Source organism: Chitinophaga sp. W2I13, from assembly GCF_050434005.1.
Classification (GTDB): Bacteria; Bacteroidota; Bacteroidia; order Chitinophagales; family Chitinophagaceae; genus Chitinophaga.
The window spans coordinates 4,057,023-4,079,990 of sequence record NZ_JBNPWD010000001.1; the positions used below are offsets into that span (position 1 = coordinate 4,057,023).

The following is a 22,968-nucleotide window of genomic DNA, read 5'->3' on the forward strand; positions in this document are numbered from 1 at the left end:
AATTAAAGGCAGACGAAATATACATATGCAAGTTACTGTATCACCAGCCATCATTAAAGGCACGGTTACGGCCAATCCTTCCAAAAGCGCCATGCAACGCGCTGTGGCAGCAGCTTTGCTGGCAAAAGGGAAGAGTATTATCCGTAATCCCGGCCTGAGCAATGATTGCCTGGCAGCACTGGAAGTAGCCGAAAACCTGGGTGCTAAAATCAAACGGGAATACGACTATTTCGAAATCACCAGCAACGGTGTAGCACCGTTTTATGATGAAATCAACTGCGGCGAATCCGGTTTGGGTATCCGTATGTTTACACCCATCGCAGCGTTGTCGTCACTGCCCATCACCATAGAAGGCCACGGTAGTTTAACTACCCGCCCGATGGATTTCTTTGAAGAAGTATTACCACAACTGGATGTAAAGTGTTCCACGCAGGGCGGTAAATTACCGCTGCATATCGAGGGCCCGTTACATCCGAAAGATATTACGATTGATGGTTCTCTCAGCTCTCAGTTCCTCACCGGCCTGCTCATGGCCTACGGTGCTGCCGCAGAAAATGTAACGATCACCGTAACAGATCTGAAAAGCAAACCATACATTGCGTTAACCCTCCAACTGATGGCGCATTTTGGCGTTCAGGTGGAAGAAAAGAATTTTGAAACCTTTCATTTCGGAAAGAAACAGGCATATAACGCCTGCGACTATACGGTGGAAGGCGACTGGAGCGGCGCCGCATTCCTGCTGGTTGCTGCAGCAGTAGCCGGTAAAGCGGAAGTACAGCATCTCAACACTTCCTCTGCCCAGTCGGATAAAGCCATCCTGGAAGCATTGGAGAAAGCCGGGGCACATTTAATGTCCGGCGTATTCACCGTAAACATAGAAAAAGGCGGATTGAACGCATTTGAAATAGATGCCACCGACTGCCCCGATCTGTTCCCTCCGCTGGTAGCGCTGGCGGCTAACTGTAACGGTACTACGAAAATAAAAGGCGTTAGCCGTTTAGCCCATAAAGAAAGTGACCGTGGCTTAACACTACAGGCAGAATTTGGCAAGATGGGTATCAGCATTGACCTCGAAGGCGATATCATGCTGGTACATGGCGGCACCGGCATTAAAGGCGCACACGTACATTCACATAACGACCACCGTATTGCAATGGCCTGCGCGGTAGCTGCCCTCACAGCAGATGGCCCGGTGATCATCGACAATGCAGAAGCAATCAATAAATCCTACCCGGAATTTTATGACCACCTGGAATTGCTGGGTGGTAAGGTGGCAGTAACCGTATAATTTCACTTTAAATCATCAGCGTGTGAACAGTTTTGGCAGATTATTCAGGGTAAATGTTTTTGGAGAATCACATGGCGCCAGCGTTGGCGTAAATATAGATGGTATACCTGCCGGTATCCCGTTAAAGCAGGAAGATTTCCTGGCAGACCTGGAACGCCGTAAAGGCGGCTCCAGGGGCACTACGCCCCGCAAAGAGGAAGACCTGCCCTTTATCAAGTCAGGTGTTTTCAACGATTTCACCACCGGTGCACCGGTGACTATTCTTTTTGAAAATAACAATACCCGCAGTACTGATTACGAAAAGCTGCGGGAATTCCCACGTCCGGGGCATGCCGACTTTGTAGCTACCGAAAAGTTCGGCGGCTTTGAAGACTATCGCGGCGGCGGACATTTCAGCGGTAGGCTCACTCTCAACCTGGTAGCCGCCGGTGTAATCGCTAAAAAGATCCTGGGCGAAGAAATCCAGGTAAACGCTACTATCACGGAAGTAGGGGGCAACCCCGATCCGGAAGCCGGGCTGGAAGCAGCTATTGCAGCAAAAGATTCGGTAGGTGGTATCGTAGAGTGTGTGGTAAATGGCCTCCCCATTGGATTGGGCGAACCCTTCTTCGATTCGCTGGAATCCGCACTGGCGCATGCCGTTTTCGCGATCCCTGCTATCAAAGGCATTGAGTTTGGCGCCGGCTTTGCCGCCGCTAAAATGAAAGGACTGGAACATAACGATCCCATCATCGATACAACCGGTAAAACTGCCTCCAATCATGCCGGCGGCGTAGTGGGCGGTATCACCAATGGCAACCCGCTGGTATTCCGCATCGCTGTGAAACCTACATCCAGCACACCGAAAGAACAACAAACCCTCAACATAAAAAGCGGAGAAGTGGAAACTTTCAGCGTGAAGGGGCGTCACGACCTTTGCATCGCGCTGCGCGTACCAGTGGTACTGGAAGCGGTGACCGCTATGGTACTGGCCGACTTCTTCCTGCTGGAACAGCGCCGCCCGCGGGTGTTTAGAGCGGGGTAGCGCCTTCGGCGCTTTTAAATTGTCTTGGAGCAGGATTACGCTGATTATGCTGATTGAGATGATTTTCCCACCTTTTGTTGTTTGATATTTTGAGGGGAGATAAAAGTGGGTATTTGATTTTATTGATTTTTTGACTAAATATCTCGGGGAGATAACAGCAAAAACATTTGCTGCTATCTCCCCGAATTTTGTTAATCTGGTGGTTATAATAAAATCAAATATCCGCTTTCATCTCACCAAAATATTTTATTACAAAAAGGTAAAAAAATCAATAAAATCAAATATCCGCTTTTATCTCCCCTCAAAATATCAAACAACAAAAGGTGGGAAAATCATCTCAATCAGCATAATCAGCGTAATCCTGCTTCAAGACAATTTAAAAGCGCCGAAGGCGCCCACCCGCTGCATTACTGCTCTATCGCCAGCAGCTCCACATCGAATATCAACGCCGCTCCAGGGCCGATTTTCGGACCCGCACCACGGTCGCCGTACGCCAGCTCAGAAGGAATGAAAAGACGCCATTTGGAGCCCACAGGCATTAACTGGAGCGCTTCTGTCCAGCCTTTGATCACGCCGCCCACAGGAAAGGAGATAGGTTGTCCCCTGTCTACGGAGCTATCGAACACCGTACCATCGATTAAGGTACCGTGATAATGCGTTTTTACTTTATCGGCGGCTGTAGGTTTAGGGCCATTGCCTTCTTTCAGGATCTGGTACTGCAAACCATCAGGCAGTGTTACCACGCCTGGTTTTACTTTATTCTCCGCCAGGAATTTAAGTCCTGCTTCGCGGTTTTTGGCAGCTTTGTCTGCTTTCAGCTGCTGCAGATAATTACTTATGCTCATATCACATTGATCTTTTGACAGTGTTAATGGTTTATTCTTCAACACATCCTGTACCGCTTTGGACAGGAGGGCAGGATTCACATTTTCCAGTCCCTGGGCTTTGAGGTTTTCCGCAATACTCACCCCAATTCCGTAGCTCACGGAATCCAGTTTGTTTTTCAATACCGGCGACTTAACGGCTGTTTTGGCCACTGGCTTCTTAGGTGCAGGTTTAGCCTGACTGAAACCTTGTATGGATAAGCATCCCAGGGCTCCTATGAACAGGTATTTTTTGTACATCATAAATAATAGACAGAAATGTTAGTTAAAATAAGGCTTTTTAAAGATGCTGCAAGTTAATCAATATAATATTTCACAGGCAAGCCTTTTGCAGAGATGAACATTCGATTACGTTACCTTGTTTTCATCTGTTTTTATTATGTGGAAATTTACCCTGTTTGTTTTACTGTTATTTTACGGGAGATGCCTGCCGGCACAGGATACCACGGATTTGTGGGAAAAAGCCAGGTTGAATCCAAACCTGGGAAGACATAAGTTTATTGAACTGAAACTCCACGGGGGCACGCATCTTTATACCGGCGATGAGCTGAAAAACGCGCTGAACGACGGTTATAAGTCGATGGAACTAAGAATGGGGTGGCAGTCGACCGGGGAAAAAGAGTGGCAGCGGGTATTCAACTATCCCAGTTATGGCATTGGATTCTACACCGGCGATATCGGTAACCCTACCATTCTCGGCAACCCCAGCGGGGTATACGGTTTTTTTTATGCGCCCTTCCACCGCCGGAAAAGAAATCACTTTGAAGCGGGTCTGTCGCTCGGTATCACATACGACCTGAACCCTTACGACTCCACTACCAACCCGCTCAACGACGCCATCGGGTCTAAGCTGGATGCCTATGTTAATTTCAGCATCACCGGAGTGCTGAAAGTGTCGAATTCATTCGATTTTCTTTATGGCATTGATCTTACCCATTTTTCAAACGGGCGCACCCATACGCCCAACCTGGGGCTCAATATGGCGGGATTGAATATTGGCGTGCGTTATCATTATAATACCATCCGCAGTATCGTAAAGCAACAGATTGACCCCACATACGAAGCCGCACGCCGCCCTACATTCATTACAACGCCGGTGTCACCGCTGCAACGTTATCATGAAATCAGTTTATACGGCGCTTTTGGTGTAGTGCAGGCCTCCAGCGATGAAAAGCTGGAAGCCTTTTATGGCACCGCCTCCCTGATACTGGGTTATGATTACCGCTTCAGTCATAAAAGCAGCGTTGGCATTGGCCTGGATGGTTTCTACGACGGTTCCTTGGGTTGGACTTACCAGCAGCGCTACGGCGAAGTTCGCCCCAGCGATAAAATGCTGATGGGCACACACCTGGCCTATGTATTAAATATTAAGCGTTTCCAGGTAAGGGCAGAAGTGGGTACTTACGTGTGGAAAAGAGATAATGAAAAAGGCGATTATTTTATGCGGCTGGCTATCCGTTATAACATTGCTAAATACGGCTTTTTACAACTCGGACTTAAAACCGTAAACGGAGCAGCTTCCGACTGGATCGAATGGGGAGGGGGTGGAAAAGTACGGTGGTAATAATACCGGGATGATGCCATCGGCATCATCCCGGCAATTGATTATTTCACTACCGGCAGCACCACATTGGATGGATGCTGTGCATCGTGATAGATGCGGATAGTAGCCTTTTTAAAATCTTTATCTGTGGCCCTGTAAATATCCATGAACTGCTGCGGGTTCCGGTCTGTCAGCGGAAACCAGCTGCTTTGTACCTGGATCATAATGCGGTGTCCTTTCTGGAAGGTATGGGCTACATCCGGCATCGTGAATTTCACTTCAGCAGGTTGATTGGGAACAAATGCTTCCGGCTTTTCAAAGCTATTGCGGAATTTACCACGCATGATCTCTCCACGTACCAGCATCTGGTAGCCGCCCATCGGGTAAGTGGCAGAAGGCACCCGGCGATGTTCGGTAGGTGCGTCTTCTTCATATTTGAAATCGTCGGGGAATACGTCAATCACTTTTACAATGAAATCGGCATCTGTAGTGCTGGTGCTGGCAATCAGGTCTGCCACTACCGGGCCGGCCAGGGTGATATCTTTATCCAGTACTTCACTTTCAAATACAGCCACATCTGGTCTGCGGGCGGCAAAGCGTTGGTCGTCGGTCATATAGTTAATGGTACGTCCAAAATGCACATCTTCTGTATACGGAACAGGTTTGGCAGGATCGCTTACATATTCGCTGAAACTATTAGCAGCAGCGGGCTTGGTAAAAGAGAGCTTACTATCTTCCTGCAAATAAACCGGTGCATCTTCCATGTTAGCCGGAGGCCATTTAGGGAGTTGTTTCCATTTGTTTTCGCCGGTGAAGAAAATAGTGGCTTCTGCGATATCAGGTGCAGCGCCTTTGCCTTTGAGGTAATAGTTGAAAAAAGGAATTTCAACGTTTTGCGCATAATATTCGGCGGTGTTACTGCCAAAGCGCACATTCCCTAGGTGGGTACCATCATTGGATGCCCATTGTCCGTGGTACCACGGACCCATTACAATACGGTTATTGGTAGCCGGACTTTTAGTTTCAATTGCTTTATAGGTATTCCACGCGCCGAAGCAGTCTTCCGCATCAAACACGCCCCCTACAATCAGCATAGCCGGTTTTACATTTTGCAGGAAGTTGCGCACGTTGCGGGCTTTCCACCAGCTGTCGTAAGTAGGATGTGCATACATTTCATGCCAGAAGGTTACGCTGTCGCCGATGATTTTGGCGAAGTTGGGCAACGCGCCGGTTTCCAGGTAGTATTTGTAATTGTCGTGCGTATAGTAGTCGATACCTTTTGGTCCTTCCGTAGTGGGTTTGGGATGCGGATGGTCAAACACGGTATAAAAAGAAAAGGCATCTGCAATAAAGAAAGCACCGTTGTGATGAAAATCATCTCCCAAAAACCAATCCGTAACAGGCGCCTGCGGACTCACGGCTTTCAGGGCCGGGTGACCACTCAGCGCGCCCATTGTTGAGTAGAAGCCAGGATAGGAAATACCGAATATCCCAACATTACCATTGTTGCCACCGAGGTTTTTTACGAGCCAATCGATCGTATCATAAGTATCACTGGCTTCATCAATATCCTTCTTCCCTTTTTTAGCGGGATTGAAAGGTCTTACATTTACAAATTTACCTTCACTCATCCAGGTGCCTCTTACATCCTGTATGACCATGATGTAGCCTTCTTTCAGGTATTCCTTGTAATGATTTTTATACAACGGACGGAAGACATTTTCGCCATAAGGCGCGCAGGAATAGGGGGTGCGCGTCATCAGGATGGGATGCTTCTCCGATTGATCTTTTGGCAGGTAAATAGAGGTAAACAATTTAATACCGTCCCTCATGGTGATGTATACTTCCTTTTTTGTGTAGTGCTCATACATCCAGAGTGAATCCTGGTTAACGGCCTTACATGCCACCGGAATTACAAACAGCGCGGCACAGGCCAGCAGCAGCCATTTTCTCATAAACAGTTTATTTTAGATTTAGATTTCGGGCTAATGTAATAAAAAAACGGGGGATGATTGCCAGGTATATGGGGAACGGTTATTGGCCCAGTTTCTCTCTTTCTTTCTTTGGCAAACTCGCCACTACTAAGTTGTACGAGTTCCGGATCCATTCCAGCAGCAATTTATTGGGGATACCGGAATGTACATCCACAGTATTCCAGTGTTTCTTATTCATGTGATAGCCGGGGATCACGCCTTCATAGCGCTCCCGTAGTTCAACGGCTTCTTCCGGGTCGCACTTGAGATTAATGGATTCAAAATTTGAAAGGCCGCTGAGTGCAAATACTTTTCCGCAAACTTTATATACCAGGGTTTCATCTCCAAAAGGAAACTCTTCTGTAACGCCGGGTAATGAAAGGCAATATTCCTGAAATTGTGCAAGGTTCATGAGTAGCAATTATATCTGGTTACAAAAGTCAGGAAAATTTCCGGAAATTATGGAAGAAGCCTGTAATGATACTGCCACTGGGTAGTACTGGTAACGCCATTTTGTATAGTCACCTCCGTGGTGTAAATAATATGGCCGTTGAGATCATCGCGGGTATCCTGAAAGAGATGGGTGATTTCGGTCTGACTGCCGGGAGAGATATGCTTTCCCAAGTGCTTTTTTACATTGAAGCGGCCGGCAAATAAAGGATGGTCCGGTTTCATGATTAATCGCAGATAAGGATATTTTTTGCCGAGCGCATAGAAAAAGTTAGGTGTATTATCGTATTCAAACTGAAATTCACTGGTGATTTGCAGTTTATTTTCTTCTCCGCCTGGCAAGGTGGGTGATGCATAATAACCATAACCATTGCGTGTCAGGCCGCTGAGCTGATCGCCGGAATAATTATAGGTAGTGATGGCTATAAGCTGACGCAGATAATCCGTACCCTTCTCCGTTGTTAGTGTATCCGTGAGTTGAATTAGTCTGCCATTGTCGTCAAAACCAAATCGCATGGTATCCGGTATAGTGTCCTTTATTCCTGTGAATGGAGGATAGAGGCTCCCTGTTATCTTCAATTCTTTTTCGAATGATTGTATCGTATTTTTTTCTGCCAATTTAAAATTGGCTCCGTCCTTTCGATAGAGAACCGTTCCTGTCAGCTTCCCGTCCGCATCGGTTTTAAATTCCAGGCGCATATTGCCTGCACCACCAGTAGGCTCATAATGGTGGAAGGTAACCAATTGGTTGTTGTTATAGTCCAACTGCTCATAAAGAATATTATCCCTATAAATGCTTGTAAGCAGGCGGGTAATCTGTAAAGGCGCCGGTCCTGTCGGTCCTGCCGGTCCATTTGGCTGATCTTTTTTCCGGCATCCGGTGGTACTTAGTATTATAAGGACAATGGCGGGTAGAATAATATATTTCATGGTATAATCTGTTCTTACTCTGCTTTAATCACTTTATAAGTATAATCAATCGTTTTATTGATGCCTGCAATGCTTTGCGTTTGTGGATAATGCGTGGTATCGTACATTTTATAGGTTACAGGGCATATCTTCGAAGGTACATCATCTGCTTCATAGGTAAAAGCCCCGGCCAGGTGTTCACTCAACAGGTAAGGGTAATATTCGTTGGAAGAATAGGGGAAATTATCACCACCAATGGCGCGGAACAACAGTGGATTTTTTGATACCTGTGGAAACAAAGGGTTCCCAAATGGAAGATATGCCAAATCAAATTTGTTCATGAAGGAAGTGGGTTGCCCGTTAGCTACATGATACCAGTTCCAATCCAGGAATTGCGTGATGTCTTTCCCGTTATATTGGTATTGTTTGTATAATACAGCTACTCCTACACCAATAGGAATAGTGTCTTTAGTGCCTGCCAGGGTAAGTAGCCTTTGATTGTTAATATGTAAATAACCAAGCGTATCGTATCCGGAAATTTCATTACCGAGTTCCCTGTAAAAGGTGGTGTAAACGATAATCCTGTCTGTTGTCCATGCTACAGAGTCCTTCTGGCTAAGACTTTTGATGGTATTGTCATTTTCGTTATAATATCTGGCCATCGATACATACCCTTCCTGGTTGTACTGGTAAGCCACATAATTTTGCCAGATCCGGTAAGATGTATTGTAATCCCATCTCTCTGTAACCTGGTGCTGATCGTTATAAACGAGGCTGTCTTTCGGTACGTTATTTACACGGATGGAGGTAACGAGGTAAATGTCTTTTGGTGGTTCAGGCCGGGGTGGGGGAGTAACACTATTATCCTTTTTGCATTGACAGGCGGGCGCTATGATGAATAGCAACAGCGCAGTACAATACAGCAGGATTTTTATTGGATGTAGCAAAAGTAAACGCATTAACAACCTGGTTAAAAATACTGTTTTATAGATAGTTTCCGGTGAAAAACAACATCAAATTATCAAGCGCATCCCCCACGGGTACAGGGTTTATGATACAAACGCTTTTACCGGCTAAATGTTACATTTTGCAAATAATACAGCCCTGTACGTCAGCTATTAAGCTTACGCACAGGGCCGGCATTTCAAAACGGTGGTAAATTATTTCTTGTTGATACTGATAATTACGCGGGAATAACGGGCATAGGTGATTTCCACTTCCTGTCCGGCCCTGTATCCTTCCAATGCCCCACGCATCCAGTAAAACAGGCGTTTCTTTTTATTCTCCAGCAGGATCATAATATTGGTTTGCGTATCATTGTTTTCCAGGTATACCGCTTCCATCGGCGCCTGTAAAGTGCCTTTCTGCAAGGCCGACAAATCCTTTTTAATAGCCCAGTAGCGTATATCAGTTACTTTTATCAACGCAAATATCAACGCTATCACAAAGCATAACAGCCATACCCAGAACCAAAGGTTTTTGAACGACAGGAGCGAATCATCCGCATCACCCAGGTTGTTGTGAGTGTACAAATAAATTTGGGGTATTACAGCAGCAATCAATAATAGCCCAAAACCGATAAGGGTGAATTTTGTTAACTGTTGCTTGTTCCTCTTCAGCGCATCCTGTAATAAAAAATGTTCCTCAGTTGTAATAAAGGTGTAATCAGACATAGTTGTTAGATGGTTTTTCAGTAGGCTAATATATAGATAAACAATTAATTAATTAAAATTATATATATAATTTTTTATTTAGTGATTATCATTTTGCTGATATGTAGCTGTTTTGAGAAAATATGTGTTAAAATATTATTACATGTTTATGGGGATTTTAATAGTTGTGGTAACTCACAACTGTCTTTTTTTAACGGATATATAATTGCTGATCCCGTTTTGAATGGAAATAGTTTTCTAATTTGCCCCGCATTATAACCCATCATCTGTTATTCTTCCCCAATTATTACTATGCAATCATAAACATCGTAAATAGTGAAAAGGATTTTTTTATTAGCCGCCATCCTGTTATCGATCAGCTTTGCCGGCTATGCCCAGGATACTGCCCAACTGGTGGTGGAAGGAAGGAAGAACAGCGCAACACAGCAATCGAGGCCCTATGTGATCATGATTTCCATTGATGGCTTCCGGTATGATTACGCCGAAAAATACAATGCACAAAACCTGCTGCGTCTTTCAGGAGCGGGCGTTCGCGCTACCGCCATGCAGCCGGCATTTCCATCACTTACTTTTCCCAATCATTATTCCCTGGCTACCGGGCTTTACCCGGCTCATCACGGCCTGGTGGATAATCTTTTTTACGACCGTAAACGGGATGCCGTTTATAAAGTAGGCAACCGCGATGCCGTGGAGGATGGTACCTGGTACAATGGCGTGCCATTATGGGTGCTGGCAGAGAAACAGGAAATGCTCAGCGCCAGCTATTTCTGGGTTGGATCAGAAAGCGCCATTCAAAATATACGTCCTACTTACTATTTTAAGTACCAGGAAAAAACAGGTATCGATCAGCGCATCCAAACAGTAGTAAACTGGCTCCGCCTGCCGGAAGACCAACGGCCGCACTTCATTACCTTCTACTTCCCCGAAGTGGATCACATGGGGCATTCCTGGGGACCGGACGCCGACAGCCTACGCAGCGCCGTACAATTCGTGGATGCCGCCATCGGTAAAATGGTGACAGCTGTAGCACAGCTGAACCTGCCGGTAAATTTTATCGTGGTATCCGATCACGGCATGATGCAGGCAGACACCACTCACACCATCACCCTGCCCGATGTACCCGCTCTGCAACCCCTGAAAAGTATGCCGGGGAACGAAAAGGTAATGCTATACGGTAAAACCGATGAGGAAATCAAAACCGCTTACGATTATCTCAAACAACACGAAAATCATTATACCGCTTACCTGAAAAAGGAAACACCGGAAAGATGGCACTATGGCCAGGAAGATATTTACAACCGTATTGGTGATATTGTCCTGCTGGCAGAAGCCAACTATATATTTACACCGGCAAAAGAAGCACATCCCGGTCATCATGGTTATGATAATAACCTCACCAACATGAACGCTATATTCATGGCCTGGGGCCCGGCCTTTAAACCCCATACCCGTATTGCCACTTTTGAAAACGTACATGTGTACCCGTTAGTAGCAAGAATACTTGGCCTGGATATTACACAGCCTATCGACGGGCGCCTGGAAGTACTGGAGCCTGTCTTACAATAACTGTTATATATCTGCATAAAAAAGAGAAGGGGACAGACGCCATGTCTATCCCCTTCTCTTTTAATATTAAACCAACAGCTTATACTGCTGCTTCCTCATAGGCACTTGCAGGTTCGCAGGTACAGATCAGGTTCCTGTCGCCGAATGTATTGTTGATACGGCTTACAGAAGGCCAGAATTTATTTGCCTTAACATATTCCAGTGGGAATGCTGCCTGCTGGCGGCTGTATGGACGGGTCCATTCATCAGCAGTGATCACCTGTTGGGTATGCGGTGCATTTTTCAGTACGTTGTTTTGTTTATCGCTCTGACCCTGTTCTACCGCACGGATCTCTTCACGGATAGCCAGCATTGCATCGCAGAAACGATCCAGCTCACCTTTATCCTCACTTTCGGTAGGCTCAATCATGATCGTACCCGGAACCGGGAAGCTCATGGTAGGAGCGTGGAAACCGTAATCCATCAGGCGTTTGGCCACATCTTCCGCTTCAATACCGGCAGCTGCTTTAAACGGACGGAGATCTACAATGAATTCATGCGCACAGGTGCCGTTAACACCGGTATACAGGATGTCGTATGCTTTTTCCAGTCGTGCCTTCATGTAATTGGCATTCAGGATCGCAAATTCAGACGCCAGTTTAACGCCTTTAAATCCAAGCATGCGGATGTAAGCGTAAGAGATCAGCAGGATGCTGGCAGAACCAAACGGCGCTGCAGATACTGCGTTGGATGGTTTGCCGTCGTTCAGCGTAACGTGTCCTGGCAGGAATGGCGCCAGGTGTTTGGCTACGCAGATAGGGCCCATGCCGGGACCGCCGCCACCGTGAGGGATAGCGAAAGTTTTGTGCAGGTTCAGGTGACAAACGTCTGCGCCAATCAGTCCGGGTGCGGTTAAACCTACCTGGGCATTCATATTGGCGCCATCCATATACACCTGTCCGCCGTGTTCATGTATAGTTGCGCAGATATCTTTCACACTTTCTTCATATACGCCATAGGTAGATGGATAAGTGATCATGATACCGGCGAGGTCTTTACTGTTTGCTGCTGCTTTTGCTTTCAGATCGTCCACATCGATGTAGCCGTTTTCCAGCGCTTTTACAATGACTACCTTGTAGCCCGCCATTACTGCAGATGCAGGGTTGGTGCCGTGTGCGCTGATCGGGATCAGCATTACATTACGGTGGCCTTCACCTCTGCTCTTCTGGTATTCGCGGATCACCAGCAGGCCGGCGTATTCGCCCTGTGCACCACTGTTGGGTTGCAGGCTGCATGCGTCAAAGCCGGTAATTTTGCTGAGGTATTCTCCCAGTTCGTCCGCCATCTGTAAATAGCCGCCTACCTGGTTTTTAGGGGCAAACGGATGCATTTTGCTCCAGTGTGCCCAGCTCAGAGGAATCATCTCGGTAGCTGCATTCAGCTTCATCGTGCAGGAACCCAGGGAGATCATGGAAGTGTTCAGGGAAAGATCCTTGTTTTCCAGCATCTTCAGGTAACGCATCATCAGTGATTCGCTGTGATAGCTGTTAAATACCGGGTATTGCAGGTAGGGAGAGGTACGTTGCAGATCAGCAGGAACACCGGTGGTACCGTTGGAAACGGTTGCTGCATCTGTAGTACCTGCGCCAAATACGTGCAGGATATCATTTACATCAGCAATGGTAGTGGTTTCGTCGAGAGAGATACCTACATTGCCATTGGCGAAATAACGGAAGTTAATGCCCAATGCTTCTGCAGCATCTTTAACATCAGCGGCCGCGCCTTCCACTACAATAGTGTCGAAGAAGCTGTCTGACGCCAGTTTCAGCCCTTTCGCCTTCAGCTTACCGGCCAGTGTATTGGCCAGCAGCGAAATGCGGGTGGCAATATTTTTCAGTCCCTCCGGTCCATGATATACGGCATACATAGCGGCCATATTGGCCAGCAAAGCTTGTGCAGTACAGATATTGGAAGTTGCTTTTTCACGTTTGATGTGCTGTTCACGGGTTTGCAGTGCCATACGCAGCGCACGGCCGCCGTTGGCATCGATGCTCACGCCAATGATACGACCCGGGATAGAACGTTTAAAGTCGTCTTTTACTGCAAAGAAAGCAGCGTGCGGCCCACCAAAGCCTAATGGAACACCAAAGCGCTGTGCAGAACCAAAGGCCGCATCAGCGCCCATGTCGCCGGGAGAAGTAAGCAGGGTTAGTGCCAGCAGGTCTGTTGCCACACCAACAAATGCACCCACTGCATGTACCTGGTCAATGAAACTACGGTAGTCGGCCGCAGCACCCACGTTGTCGGGATACTGGATCAACGCACCAAAATATAATTCGTCGAAGGAAGCAGTTTTGTAATCGCCTACTACCACTTCAATCTGAAGCGGGGTAGCACGGGTATAAATTACATCCAGCGTTTGCGGGTATACGTTGTTATCTACAAAAAATTTAGGCCTGGTTACATGGTCATGATCCTTGTTCAGCGCATTGAAGAACATCGTCATGGCTTCTGCCGCTGCAGTGGCTTCATCCAGCAGGGAAGCGTTGGCAATTGGCAGCCCTGTCAGGTCACATACCATCGTCTGGTAGTTCAGCAGGCTTTCCAGGCGGCCCTGGGAAATTTCTGCCTGGTAGGGAGTATACTGGGTATACCATCCTGGATTCTCAAATACATTACGCAGGATAACACTCGGCGTAATCGTATCAAAATAACCCTGGCCAATGTAATTGCGGTAAACTTTGTTTTTCAGCGATATGTCCTTCAGATGACGGAGATAATCGCTTTCACCCATCGCTGCAGGAATAGCCAGTGGCTGTTGCATACGGATGGCGCCCGGAACGGTTTTGCTGATCAGCTGGTCCAGGTTGGAGGCCCCGATGGTTTCCAGCATCTGGTTGGTCTCTCTTTCATTCGGCCCTATGTGACGGTGCACGAATTCATTTTGTTGAATATCAAAAAGATTCATGATGTAAGCAGGTAATTTGAAATAGAATGCGCAAAGCTATGCAGATTTTAAGCAACGGCCAAACAATCAATACTGGCGGGGGAAAACAGTGATAAATGATACTTCAGGGATGGGCGTATATGTCATAATTTTGTCCACAGACTAATTACCTATCTTTGCACCAAATGAGCAAAATATTAGAAGACTGGGAACAGAAGGCCCAGGACAAGCAAAAAGCGAATAAACAGTTTCTCGCAAAACTGCAAACCCGCCGTGGAAAAGGAGTAGAGAAACTTTTACCGGACCTGCATGAGGAAGCATTCAGTAAAATTGACTGCCTCCAGTGCGGTAACTGCTGCAAAACCATCAGCCCCCGCTTTAAAGGACCCGATATCAGGCGCATCTCCAAACACCTGGGCATGAAGGAAGGCGATTTCATTGAAACCTACCTGCGGCTGGATAAGGATGAGGACTATGTGGTGAAGTTCACACCGTGCCCTTTCCTGGGCGCCGACAACTACTGCGGCATCTATGATGTACGTCCCGGCGATTGCGCCAACTATCCCTACACAGATAGTTACGACTTCTTTAAACGCCCGAAGATCACTTACGAAAACAGCACCGTTTGCCCGGCTGTTTATTATGTACTGGAAAAGTTAAAGGAAAAGATGGATTTATAAAGATAGGTGCCGGAAGCGGTTGGTGCTTCACAGCGCTGACCGCCCCACTACGGCTTCAGATCCAGCTTACGCATAGCCGGTGAAATAATATAAGTGGTGATCACCACACCCAATGTAACACACCCTCCAAATACCACCGACGGCACCAGTCCCATTGCCCTGGCCATAAAGCCGCTTTCGAACGCCCCCAGCTCATTGGAAGAACCTACAAACATCGAACTTACCGATGCCACCCGGCCACGCATGTCGTCCGGCGTTTTTAACTGCAAAATCGTTTGCCGTATGATCACGCTGATACCATCCAGCGCACCGCTGATCAGCAGCGCAAACATCGACAGGTAAAAGCTCGTGGAAAGACCAAACAATATAATGGTTAAACCAAAGCCGAATACCGCCGCCAGCAGCTTAATACCTGGTTTATTCACCAATGGCCGGTGCGCAAGTATAAACATGGTTACTAATGCGCCCACCGCAGGAGCAGAACGCAGCAACCCATATCCCAGGGAACCCACATGCAGCACATCCGTGGCAAATGCCGGTAACATCGCTACCGCGCCGCCAAATAATACTGCAAACATATCAAGTGCCATCGCATTTAAAACTACTTTGGTTTTCCATACAAACCGCATCCCTTCAGTAAGACCAGTCACAAAACTCTCACCCTTCGGTTTATAATAAACCGGCTTGGGCTTTATCTTCAGCAAGCTGTATAAAGGAGCCAGGAAAACGAATACCACCATCAACATCGACCAGTGCACGCCGAACCAGTGAATGAAAAGCCCGCCCAGCGCAGGCCCCAGCACACCGCCTATCTGCCAGGCGGAACTGCTCCAGGTAGAGGCATTGGCATACAACTCACGCGGTACCAGCAACGACATCAGGGTAAAGTTGGAAGGACTGGTATAGGCCCGCACAATGCCGCCCAGGAAAACCAGCAGGTAAATGAGGTTCAGCACCCAGTGCTTTGAAACACCGGCTACGGCACGGTCCCAGGTTAAGAGGAATAATCCCGAGCTGATAAACAAATAAGCAATCACACAATTGAGCAGCATGCCCCGCTTCTCCCGTTTGTCCACCATGTGACCGGCAAACGGCGCCAGCAACACGGCTGGAATTACTTCTGCCAAACCTATCAATCCCAGTGAGAAGGGATCTTTTGAAATTTCATATACTTTCCATTCTATAATGGCAAACTGCATAGCCAGCGCAAATACAAGCGCAAAGCGGATTACCAGGTAATAATTGAATTCCGGAAAGCGTAGCGAAGCGTATGGGTCGTTCTTTTTCGGTGCCGTAGTGTCCAACCTGATGAGTTTTTTGCGAAGGTACAAAAATCACAAACGGCGACAGCAGAATATCGGACAATCCGCTTTCACCGCCCACCACAATCACTTCTTCTTTTCCCATTTCTGGTTTATATTTATTCTGCATTAATACCGCAGTTCTATGGAAATACATACCCTCATTTTCCGGGCTTTATTGCCGGCGATATTCATACAGTTTGCCTGTGCCGGCAACAATTCCAACGATGATGGCCCGGAGCCTCCGGCTAATGCGCCCCGGAAAGCGAAGCTGCAGCTGGTAACAGACCAGTTCATATCTCCGGTAAATATGGCCGTGCCCGGGGATGGTACCGGCAGGTTATTTTTCTGTCAGAAAGAAGGGAAAGTATGGATCGTGCAGCAAAATAAACTCCTTCCCACCCCTTTCCTGGATGTAAGCAGCGATATGATCTCCGTAAATCCCGGGTATGATGAACGCGGCCTGCTGGGAATGGCCTTTCATCCCGATTTTAAATCGAACCATAAATTTTATGTGTATTACAGCTCGCCCACCAAAAAGTCCGGCTTCGACCACACCAGCCGCCTGGTAGAGTTTACCACTACAGCAGCAAATCCCAACCTGGCCAACCCGGCTTCCAAAAGGATTGTGCTGGAAGTGGATGAACCGGAATCCAATCATAACGGCGGCCAGCTGCAGTTTGGTCCCGATGGCTACCTGTATATAGGACTCGGCGATGGCGGTGGTGGCGGCGACAAACACGGCACTATCGGTAATGGTCAGAACCTCAATACTTTACTGGGTAAAATATTAAGAATAAATGTCAATGGAACACCCTATTCCATCCCGCCGGATAATCCTTTCGTTAACCGGCCCGACACCCGGCCTGAAATATGGGCCTACGGCCTTCGGAATCCCTGGCGCTTTTCTTTCGATAAAACCACCAGGATGCTCTTTGCGGGCGACGTTGGACAGAATAAGTATGAAGAAGTAGACATCATCACCAAGGGCGGTAACTACGGCTGGCGCATCCTGGAAGGCAACCACGATTATAATGTGCCTGCCGGTGCTGATAAGTCGGCATTGATTGCACCTATCCACGAATACAGCCACGATGTGGGGATAAGTATCACCGGCGGCTATGTATATCGCGGAAGCGCCATCCCGGCACTGAAAGGATTATATGTTTTCGGCGATTATAACGGGAAAACCTTTGTACTCAGGCCCAACGGGCAAAAATGGGACAGCGCTCCCCTGGAACTCACCGGCCGCCCTGCCGATAACCTCCAGATCCTCAGCTGGGGAGAGGATGAACAGGGCGAACTTTATATGCTTGCCAGCACTTCCGGCAGCAGTGGCTTTAAAGGAGCAGTATATAAGCTGGTAAAAGAATAAATTTTCAACATTCCGGCCACCACCTTAATCGTTTACGCTGGGTCCACCCTTCATAGGAGGATACTCCCGGGATACTCCCCGTATACTTAGGGTATACTCCGGTCATGGAGCCGTATTAAAGGACCGGCAACAACATCCTTACAGGTACTGTAGCGAGCGGGAAAAGCAACGCTTTTCAGCCATGTATCTCGCCTGGTGCCCGTTTGGCCCAATTTTTTGTTAAAAGGAAATAAATTGCACGACCGACGGGTGATTTTATTTTATATTTGATTTGACAACGTTTAAGTTCAATTGAGATACATATGAGACTGAAAGTGATTATACCGGTTGTGCTGCTTAGCATCTCCGCAGGCGTGTTGGCTTTTAATAAGCTCGGACATAATGACGATCCTCCCGGTCGTTACGAGGTGATCATGAACCTGGTAGGGCAGATGCTGAAAGAAGGGCATTATCAACCTAAAGCAATAGATGATAAATTCTCCACCGAAGTTTTTAATAAATACCTGCGTAGCCTGGATACGGAAAAGAAATTTTTCCTGAAAACAGATGTGGATAAGCTCATGCCGCTCGCCGTTCATATTGATGATGAACTGAAAGGCGCACCGATCGACTGTTTCCGCAGCATCAACACCCTGATCAAACAACGGGTGGCTGAAGCAGCAGCGATCTATCCCGAAATCCTGTCCAAACCTTTTGATTTCACCGTAGATGAAAAGGTAACACTGGATCCGGATAAAGTGGATTTCCCTGCAGACGAAAATGCCCGTAAAGAAGCCTGGCGCAAAGTACTGAAATACCGTACGCTGGAAAAATTGACGGACCTCCAGGAAATGAGGGAGAAAGATAAAGGAAAGGACAGTATTAAAACCAAAACCGATGTGGAACTGGAAGCAGAAGCCCGTGTAAAGGTAAAACAACTGTACGACCGCTATTTTGAACGTCTGAAAAACAGACAGAACGATAATGATCGCTTTAATCTTTATGTAAATGCGATCACCACTACCATGGATCCGCACACCGACTACTTCCCGCCGGATGAAAAACGCGCGTTCGAAGAACAGATGGCCGGTAAATTCTTTGGTATTGGCGCACAGCTGAAAGAAGAAGGCGACAAAATCCGCGTAATCAGCATCGTTACCGGAAGTCCAAGCTGGAAACAGGGACAACTGAAAGCCAACGATGTAATCCAGAAAGTAGCACAGGGAAATACCGAACCAGTGGATATTACCGGTTACCCCGTAGAAGATGCGGTGAAACTGATCCGTGGTAAAAAAGGTACCCCCGTTAAACTGACCGTGAGAAGCGTAGATGGTACCACCAAAGAAATAACCATCATCCGTGATGAAATTGTTACCGAAGAAACATTCGCCAAATCAGCGATCATCAACGGACAACATAAGATAGGCTATATCTACCTGCCGGAATTCTACGCCGACTTCAACGACCGTAACGGCGCCCGCAGCGCGGAAGACGTTGCCAAAGAAGTAGCTAAACTGAAAGCAGAAAACGTAGAAGGTATCATCCTCGATCTCCGCTTCAACGGCGGTGGCTCCCTCCAGGATGTAGTGCAAATGGCTGGCCTGTTTATTCCGGAAGGCCCCGTGGTACAGGTACGTTCCCGTGGTGGCGACGCGGTAGTGCTGCGCGATCGCGATAAGAATGTACAATACGAAGGACCACTGGCCATCATGGTGAATGAATACAGCGCCTCCGCCTCCGAAATTATGGCCGCAGCCATGCAGGATTACAAACGTGCCGTTATCATCGGCAGCACCCAAACATTCGGTAAAGGTACCGTACAGCGTCTCTTCAACCTGGATGATTTCTACCCCGTAAAAGACGGTGGCAGCCTCGGCGCCCTGAAACTTACGCAGCAGAAATTCTACCGTGCCGATGGCGGCTCTACCCAGCTGAAAGGTGTGGCTTCCGATATTGTACTGCCGGATCCATACTACGAAATAGCTGAACGCAAAGACTCTGACGCACTGGCATGGGATGAAATTCCGCGCGCAAGCTTCACCGCATGGTATAACCCGGTAAATGCAGAATCACTGAAAAAGAACAGCGAAAAAAGAATGGCCACCAGCCCAGCCTTTAAACTGCTCAATGAAAACCTGAACACTTTAAAGAAGCTGGAAAAACAGGAAACTTATTCCCTGAACCTGCAGACTTACAAAACAGAACAAAAAACAAACACCGCTGCACTCAAGAAATATGACGCAGTAAACGATAAAGTAAAAGAACTCAATATCGTAAACATCAAATCCGACATGGAGAAATTTGGCAGCGACTCTTCCAAGATAGCCCGTAACAAGGACTGGATCAGGATCAGAACCAAAGACATCTATCTCGATGAAGCCGTGAACGTAATGAACGACCTGATCGTTCAGTCATTGCCTAAGATGCAGCGTAAGAACCAGTAGAAGGATCGCTTTCATCGCCTTCAGCGATTTTAAATTGTCTTGGGCACTGATTATGCTGATTATACTGATTATACTGATTGGCTTGATTTTTATTCTTTTGATTTTATTAAGATTTTTTTATAAATAACTAAGGGAGATAAAAGTGAGTATTCACTTCTATCTCCCTTAAACTTTAAAATCAAATATGATCAAATCCGAACAATCAGTATAATCAGCGTAATCAGTGCCCAAGACAATTTAAAATCGCCGAAGGCGATTAGTCAGAGGCGCCTTTTTCCTTGCCCACCACTTCGAGTGCTTTCTTTACCATAGGGTCTTCGGCGTTAATGGCTTCGTAGAAACCCTCTGTTCTGTACAGTTGGCGGGCCAGCATGGCTTTGAGCCTTGTACGGATTTCTGTTTCGTCACGGGCAGTAAGATGATCCAGGCCAGGTACGCTGTCTTTTTGGGCGTACGCTTTAAAGTCACTGATCAGTTCTGGTGTGGTCTGGAAATTTTTGGTGAAAGCTTCTGCATTCTTATAGGACTTGAAGGTTTCCCGGTGCGTGGTATAATATTGATACGCAAAGTTACTGAACGTATTACGGGTATAAATGGCTGTTAAAGTAGGTGTAAAGCGGGAGGTATCAAACGGAATGAAAATATCCGGTGTAATACCGCCACCGCCGTAAACCGGGCGGCCTGCTGCTGTTTTATAAAGCACAGTATCTATTATTCTGATACTGTCTTTGTTTACCATTTCGCCATGGTGGTAACGTTCAATGATGTCGTCATCATAATCATCATGTCCTTTTCCGTAGGGTTTCTGAATACTTCTGCCGGAAGGAATGTAGTAGCGGGCTACGGTAAGACGGAGTGCGCCTCCGTTGTCCAGGTCATATTGTTCCTGCACCAGGCCTTTACCAAAGGTACGGCGGCCAATAACGGTGCCACGGTCCCAGTCCTGTATGGCGCCTGCAAGAATTTCGCTGGCGGATGCAGAGCCTTCATCAGTAAGTACCGCGAGGGCGCCTCTTTCAAAAAGGCCCGGCCGTTTCGTTTTATAATCCGTACGCGGGAAATCTTTGCCCTTCGTGTATACAATCAGCTTCTGGTCGTCGATAAGTTCATCGGCTATGCGGGTGGCTGCATCCAGGTAGCCGCCGGGGTTTTGCCTGAGGTCAATGACCAGTTTCTCCATGCCTTGTTTTTCCAGCTGACGGATAGCTTTCATAAACTCATCGTAGGTGGTAGCGGAGAATTTACTGATCTTGATATAGCCCACACCGGGAGCCGCCATGTAGCTGGCGTCTACACTATACAAAGGAATAACGCCTCTTTTGATGGGAATGGTAATTTTTTTATCCTGTCTCAATACGATGGTATTCACAGTAGAACCCGCGGGGCCTCTCAGCAGTTTGCGGATCTTTTCAGGAGTAATGCTGTTACCGGCTACGAGGCTGTCGTTCACCTTCAGGATCTTATCGCCGGTTTGCACGCCTGCGGTTTCAGACGGGCCGCCACTCAGCACACTCACCACGTTCACTGTATCTGCCGTGATATTGAATTCTACCCCGATCCCTTCAAAGTTACCTTCCATATCTTCATTCACCCGTTGCAGTTCGGAAGGAGGTATATATATGGAGTGGGGGTCCAGGTGGGTTAATAATCCTTCTATCGCTTCCTGCTGTAAATCGTCTGTATTGAGTGAATCTACATATTTCGCTTTGATCAGGTCCATTACTTCCTGTAACGGGCCCCTGTTGGGTTTGGTAAAAAATACAGTCGCCCCTCCGTTGTTCGATCCAGGCATTTTATGTCCGAGGAACATTCCCAGGGCTAATACAACTGCAAAGAGAAGAGGTAAAAAAACATTCAACTTCCTGTTAGACATAATCAGATTATTATCCCGCTAATTTATATGACCAATCTTTATATCCATGTAGCAAAAGCACCTGGCGGAAAGCAATCTGCTGCATACATGTATCATCATCATCTAAACTTAAAGGGGCCATTTGTTTTTATGAACCCCTTTTGTTTAAATTGTGACAAAAATAGCATAAATCGGGTGCAAACTTTTAGGATTCTTAAATTTCATAAATAACCGGATATGGGTGCTGGAATAAAGTTAATAGCAGACAGCGGATCTACGAAGACGGAATGGGGCTTGCTGGGCGCGGCGGAACCGCTGGTATTGAAAACGCAGGGTGTGAGCCCGTATTTTCAATCTGCGGAGCAGATCAGGGCCATCTTCGAAACGGAACTGGTTCCCCAATTACCTGCCGGCCAACCGGTAACAGAGGTATACTTTTATGGAACAGGCCTGTCGCAGCCTAAGAACCTGCAACTGGTATCCGATGCAATAAAGGCAGTATGGCCAGGTGCTGCATTTGATGTGCAGCACGACCTCATGGGCGCAGCCCGCGCACTTTGTGGCACACAGGGAGGCGTGGTAAGCATTTTAGGCACCGGCTCCAATTCCTGTTACTATGATGGTAGAGAAGTGGTGAAAAATAATCCGGGTCTGGGCTTTATCCTGGGCGATGAAGGCAGTGGCGCCTACCTCGGACGTAAGGTGCTGCAGTATTATCTCTACCATAGTTTTGATGACGACCTGCACGCCCGCTTCGAATATAAGTACCATACCAATAAAGACGAGATCCTGGAAAGCGTATACCGGAAGCCGTTAGCCAACCGTTACCTGGCAGGGTTTACAGAGTTCCTGTCGGAAAACCGTGAGCATTATATGATCCAGAACATCCTGGAAGACGGGCTGAACGACTTCTTCTTTAACCATATTTATAAATACCGGGAAAGCTGGACCACAGCACTGCATTTTACCGGTGGCGTTGCATGGCACTTCCGCGACATCATCAGCGAATTGTGTGAACTGTATGAATTGCCTATGGGCAAAGTGCTGCGCACGCCCATGGAAGGCTTGCTGGAATATCATCGTTAATCATTTTTAAGCATT

The 22,968-nt window shown here is 47.1% G+C and carries 17 protein-coding genes; 8 read left to right on the forward strand and 9 right to left on the reverse strand.

The window, feature by feature from the left end:
• The first annotated feature begins 25 nt into the window (after positions 1–25).
• Together aroA and QFZ48_RS16945 are read left to right on the forward strand one after the other, a co-directional pair.
• A complete protein-coding gene (aroA, locus tag QFZ48_RS16940; RefSeq protein WP_370912377.1) occupies positions 26–1,288 on the forward strand; it encodes a 3-phosphoshikimate 1-carboxyvinyltransferase in 1,263 nt (420 codons plus the stop codon).
• A gap of 22 nt (positions 1,289–1,310) precedes the next feature.
• Positions 1,311–2,312, forward strand: coding sequence for a chorismate synthase (locus QFZ48_RS16945; RefSeq protein ID WP_429063061.1), 1,002 nt, complete (start codon positions 1,311–1,313; stop codon positions 2,310–2,312).
• Between the two features lie 407 nt (positions 2,313–2,719).
• Here the strand turns inward: QFZ48_RS16945 and QFZ48_RS16950 are convergent, their stop codons facing one another.
• Positions 2,720–3,439 (reverse strand): FKBP-type peptidyl-prolyl cis-trans isomerase, encoded by a 720-nt coding sequence (locus tag QFZ48_RS16950; protein ID WP_429050883.1) that lies wholly within the window; start codon positions 3,437–3,439, stop codon positions 2,720–2,722.
• A gap of 136 nt (positions 3,440–3,575) precedes the next feature.
• On the opposite strand from QFZ48_RS16950, the gene QFZ48_RS16955 reads away from it, so the two are divergent.
• On the forward strand, positions 3,576–4,760 hold the full coding sequence (locus QFZ48_RS16955) for an acyloxyacyl hydrolase (RefSeq protein WP_429063062.1): 1,185 nt from the start codon (positions 3,576–3,578) through the stop codon (positions 4,758–4,760).
• 41 nt (positions 4,761–4,801) lie between these two features.
• Here QFZ48_RS16955 and QFZ48_RS16960 read toward each other — a convergent pair whose 3' ends face one another.
• The 5 genes from QFZ48_RS16960 to QFZ48_RS16980 all read right to left on the reverse strand — a co-directional run bounded on the left by QFZ48_RS16960 (position 4,802) and on the right by QFZ48_RS16980 (position 9,744).
• Positions 4,802–6,694: a CocE/NonD family hydrolase gene (locus QFZ48_RS16960; protein ID WP_429050879.1), complete on the reverse strand. Its 1,893-nt coding sequence runs from the start codon at positions 6,692–6,694 to the stop codon at positions 4,802–4,804.
• 79 nt (positions 6,695–6,773) lie between these two features.
• Positions 6,774–7,124 carry an MmcQ/YjbR family DNA-binding protein gene (locus QFZ48_RS16965; protein ID WP_429050877.1) on the reverse strand — a complete coding sequence of 117 codons (351 nt, stop codon included), beginning with the start codon at positions 7,122–7,124 and terminating at the stop codon, positions 6,774–6,776.
• A 47-nt stretch (positions 7,125–7,171) separates the two neighbouring features.
• Positions 7,172–8,092: a hypothetical protein gene (locus QFZ48_RS16970; RefSeq protein ID WP_429063063.1), complete on the reverse strand. Its 921-nt coding sequence runs from the start codon at positions 8,090–8,092 to the stop codon at positions 7,172–7,174.
• A gap of 14 nt (positions 8,093–8,106) precedes the next feature.
• Positions 8,107–9,030: a hypothetical protein gene (locus QFZ48_RS16975; protein ID WP_429050873.1), complete on the reverse strand. Its 924-nt coding sequence runs from the start codon at positions 9,028–9,030 to the stop codon at positions 8,107–8,109.
• A 201-nt stretch (positions 9,031–9,231) separates the two neighbouring features.
• Complete coding sequence (locus tag QFZ48_RS16980) at positions 9,232–9,744, reverse strand: hypothetical protein (RefSeq protein WP_370912384.1); 513 nt, start codon at positions 9,742–9,744, stop codon at positions 9,232–9,234.
• Between the two features lie 315 nt (positions 9,745–10,059).
• On the opposite strand from QFZ48_RS16980, the gene QFZ48_RS16985 reads away from it, so the two are divergent.
• A complete protein-coding gene (locus QFZ48_RS16985; RefSeq protein WP_429050871.1) occupies positions 10,060–11,310 on the forward strand; it encodes an ectonucleotide pyrophosphatase/phosphodiesterase in 1,251 nt (416 codons plus the stop codon).
• Between the two features lie 79 nt (positions 11,311–11,389).
• Here QFZ48_RS16985 and gcvP read toward each other — a convergent pair whose 3' ends face one another.
• A complete protein-coding gene (gene gcvP / locus QFZ48_RS16990; RefSeq protein WP_429050869.1) occupies positions 11,390–14,257 on the reverse strand; it encodes an aminomethyl-transferring glycine dehydrogenase in 2,868 nt (955 codons plus the stop codon).
• A 164-nt stretch (positions 14,258–14,421) separates the two neighbouring features.
• Here gcvP and QFZ48_RS16995 point away from each other — a divergent pair, with 164 nt between their 5' ends.
• The gene (locus QFZ48_RS16995) at positions 14,422–14,916 is read left to right on the forward strand and encodes a YkgJ family cysteine cluster protein (protein WP_079470457.1); all 495 of its coding nucleotides are present in this window, start codon (positions 14,422–14,424) and stop codon (positions 14,914–14,916) included.
• A 47-nt stretch (positions 14,917–14,963) separates the two neighbouring features.
• Here the strand turns inward: QFZ48_RS16995 and QFZ48_RS17000 are convergent, their stop codons facing one another.
• Complete coding sequence (locus tag QFZ48_RS17000) at positions 14,964–16,220, reverse strand: MFS transporter (RefSeq protein WP_429050867.1); 1,257 nt, start codon at positions 16,218–16,220, stop codon at positions 14,964–14,966.
• Between the two features lie 142 nt (positions 16,221–16,362).
• Here QFZ48_RS17000 and QFZ48_RS17005 point away from each other — a divergent pair, with 142 nt between their 5' ends.
• Positions 16,363–17,592, forward strand: a complete 1,230-nt coding sequence (locus QFZ48_RS17005) for a PQQ-dependent sugar dehydrogenase (RefSeq protein WP_429050865.1) — start codon at positions 16,363–16,365, stop codon at positions 17,590–17,592.
• Positions 17,593–17,894: 302 nt separating this feature from the next.
• Positions 17,895–20,015: a carboxy terminal-processing peptidase gene (locus QFZ48_RS17010; protein WP_429050864.1), complete on the forward strand. Its 2,121-nt coding sequence runs from the start codon at positions 17,895–17,897 to the stop codon at positions 20,013–20,015.
• 256 nt (positions 20,016–20,271) lie between these two features.
• Here the strand turns inward: QFZ48_RS17010 and QFZ48_RS17015 are convergent, their stop codons facing one another.
• Positions 20,272–21,888, reverse strand: coding sequence for a S41 family peptidase (locus QFZ48_RS17015; RefSeq protein ID WP_429050862.1), 1,617 nt, complete (start codon positions 21,886–21,888; stop codon positions 20,272–20,274).
• A gap of 216 nt (positions 21,889–22,104) precedes the next feature.
• Here QFZ48_RS17015 and QFZ48_RS17020 point away from each other — a divergent pair, with 216 nt between their 5' ends.
• Entirely contained in the window at positions 22,105–22,953 is an 849-nt protein-coding gene (locus tag QFZ48_RS17020) for a BadF/BadG/BcrA/BcrD ATPase family protein (RefSeq protein WP_429050860.1), read from the forward strand.
• The last annotated feature ends 15 nt before the right edge of the window (positions 22,954–22,968 follow it).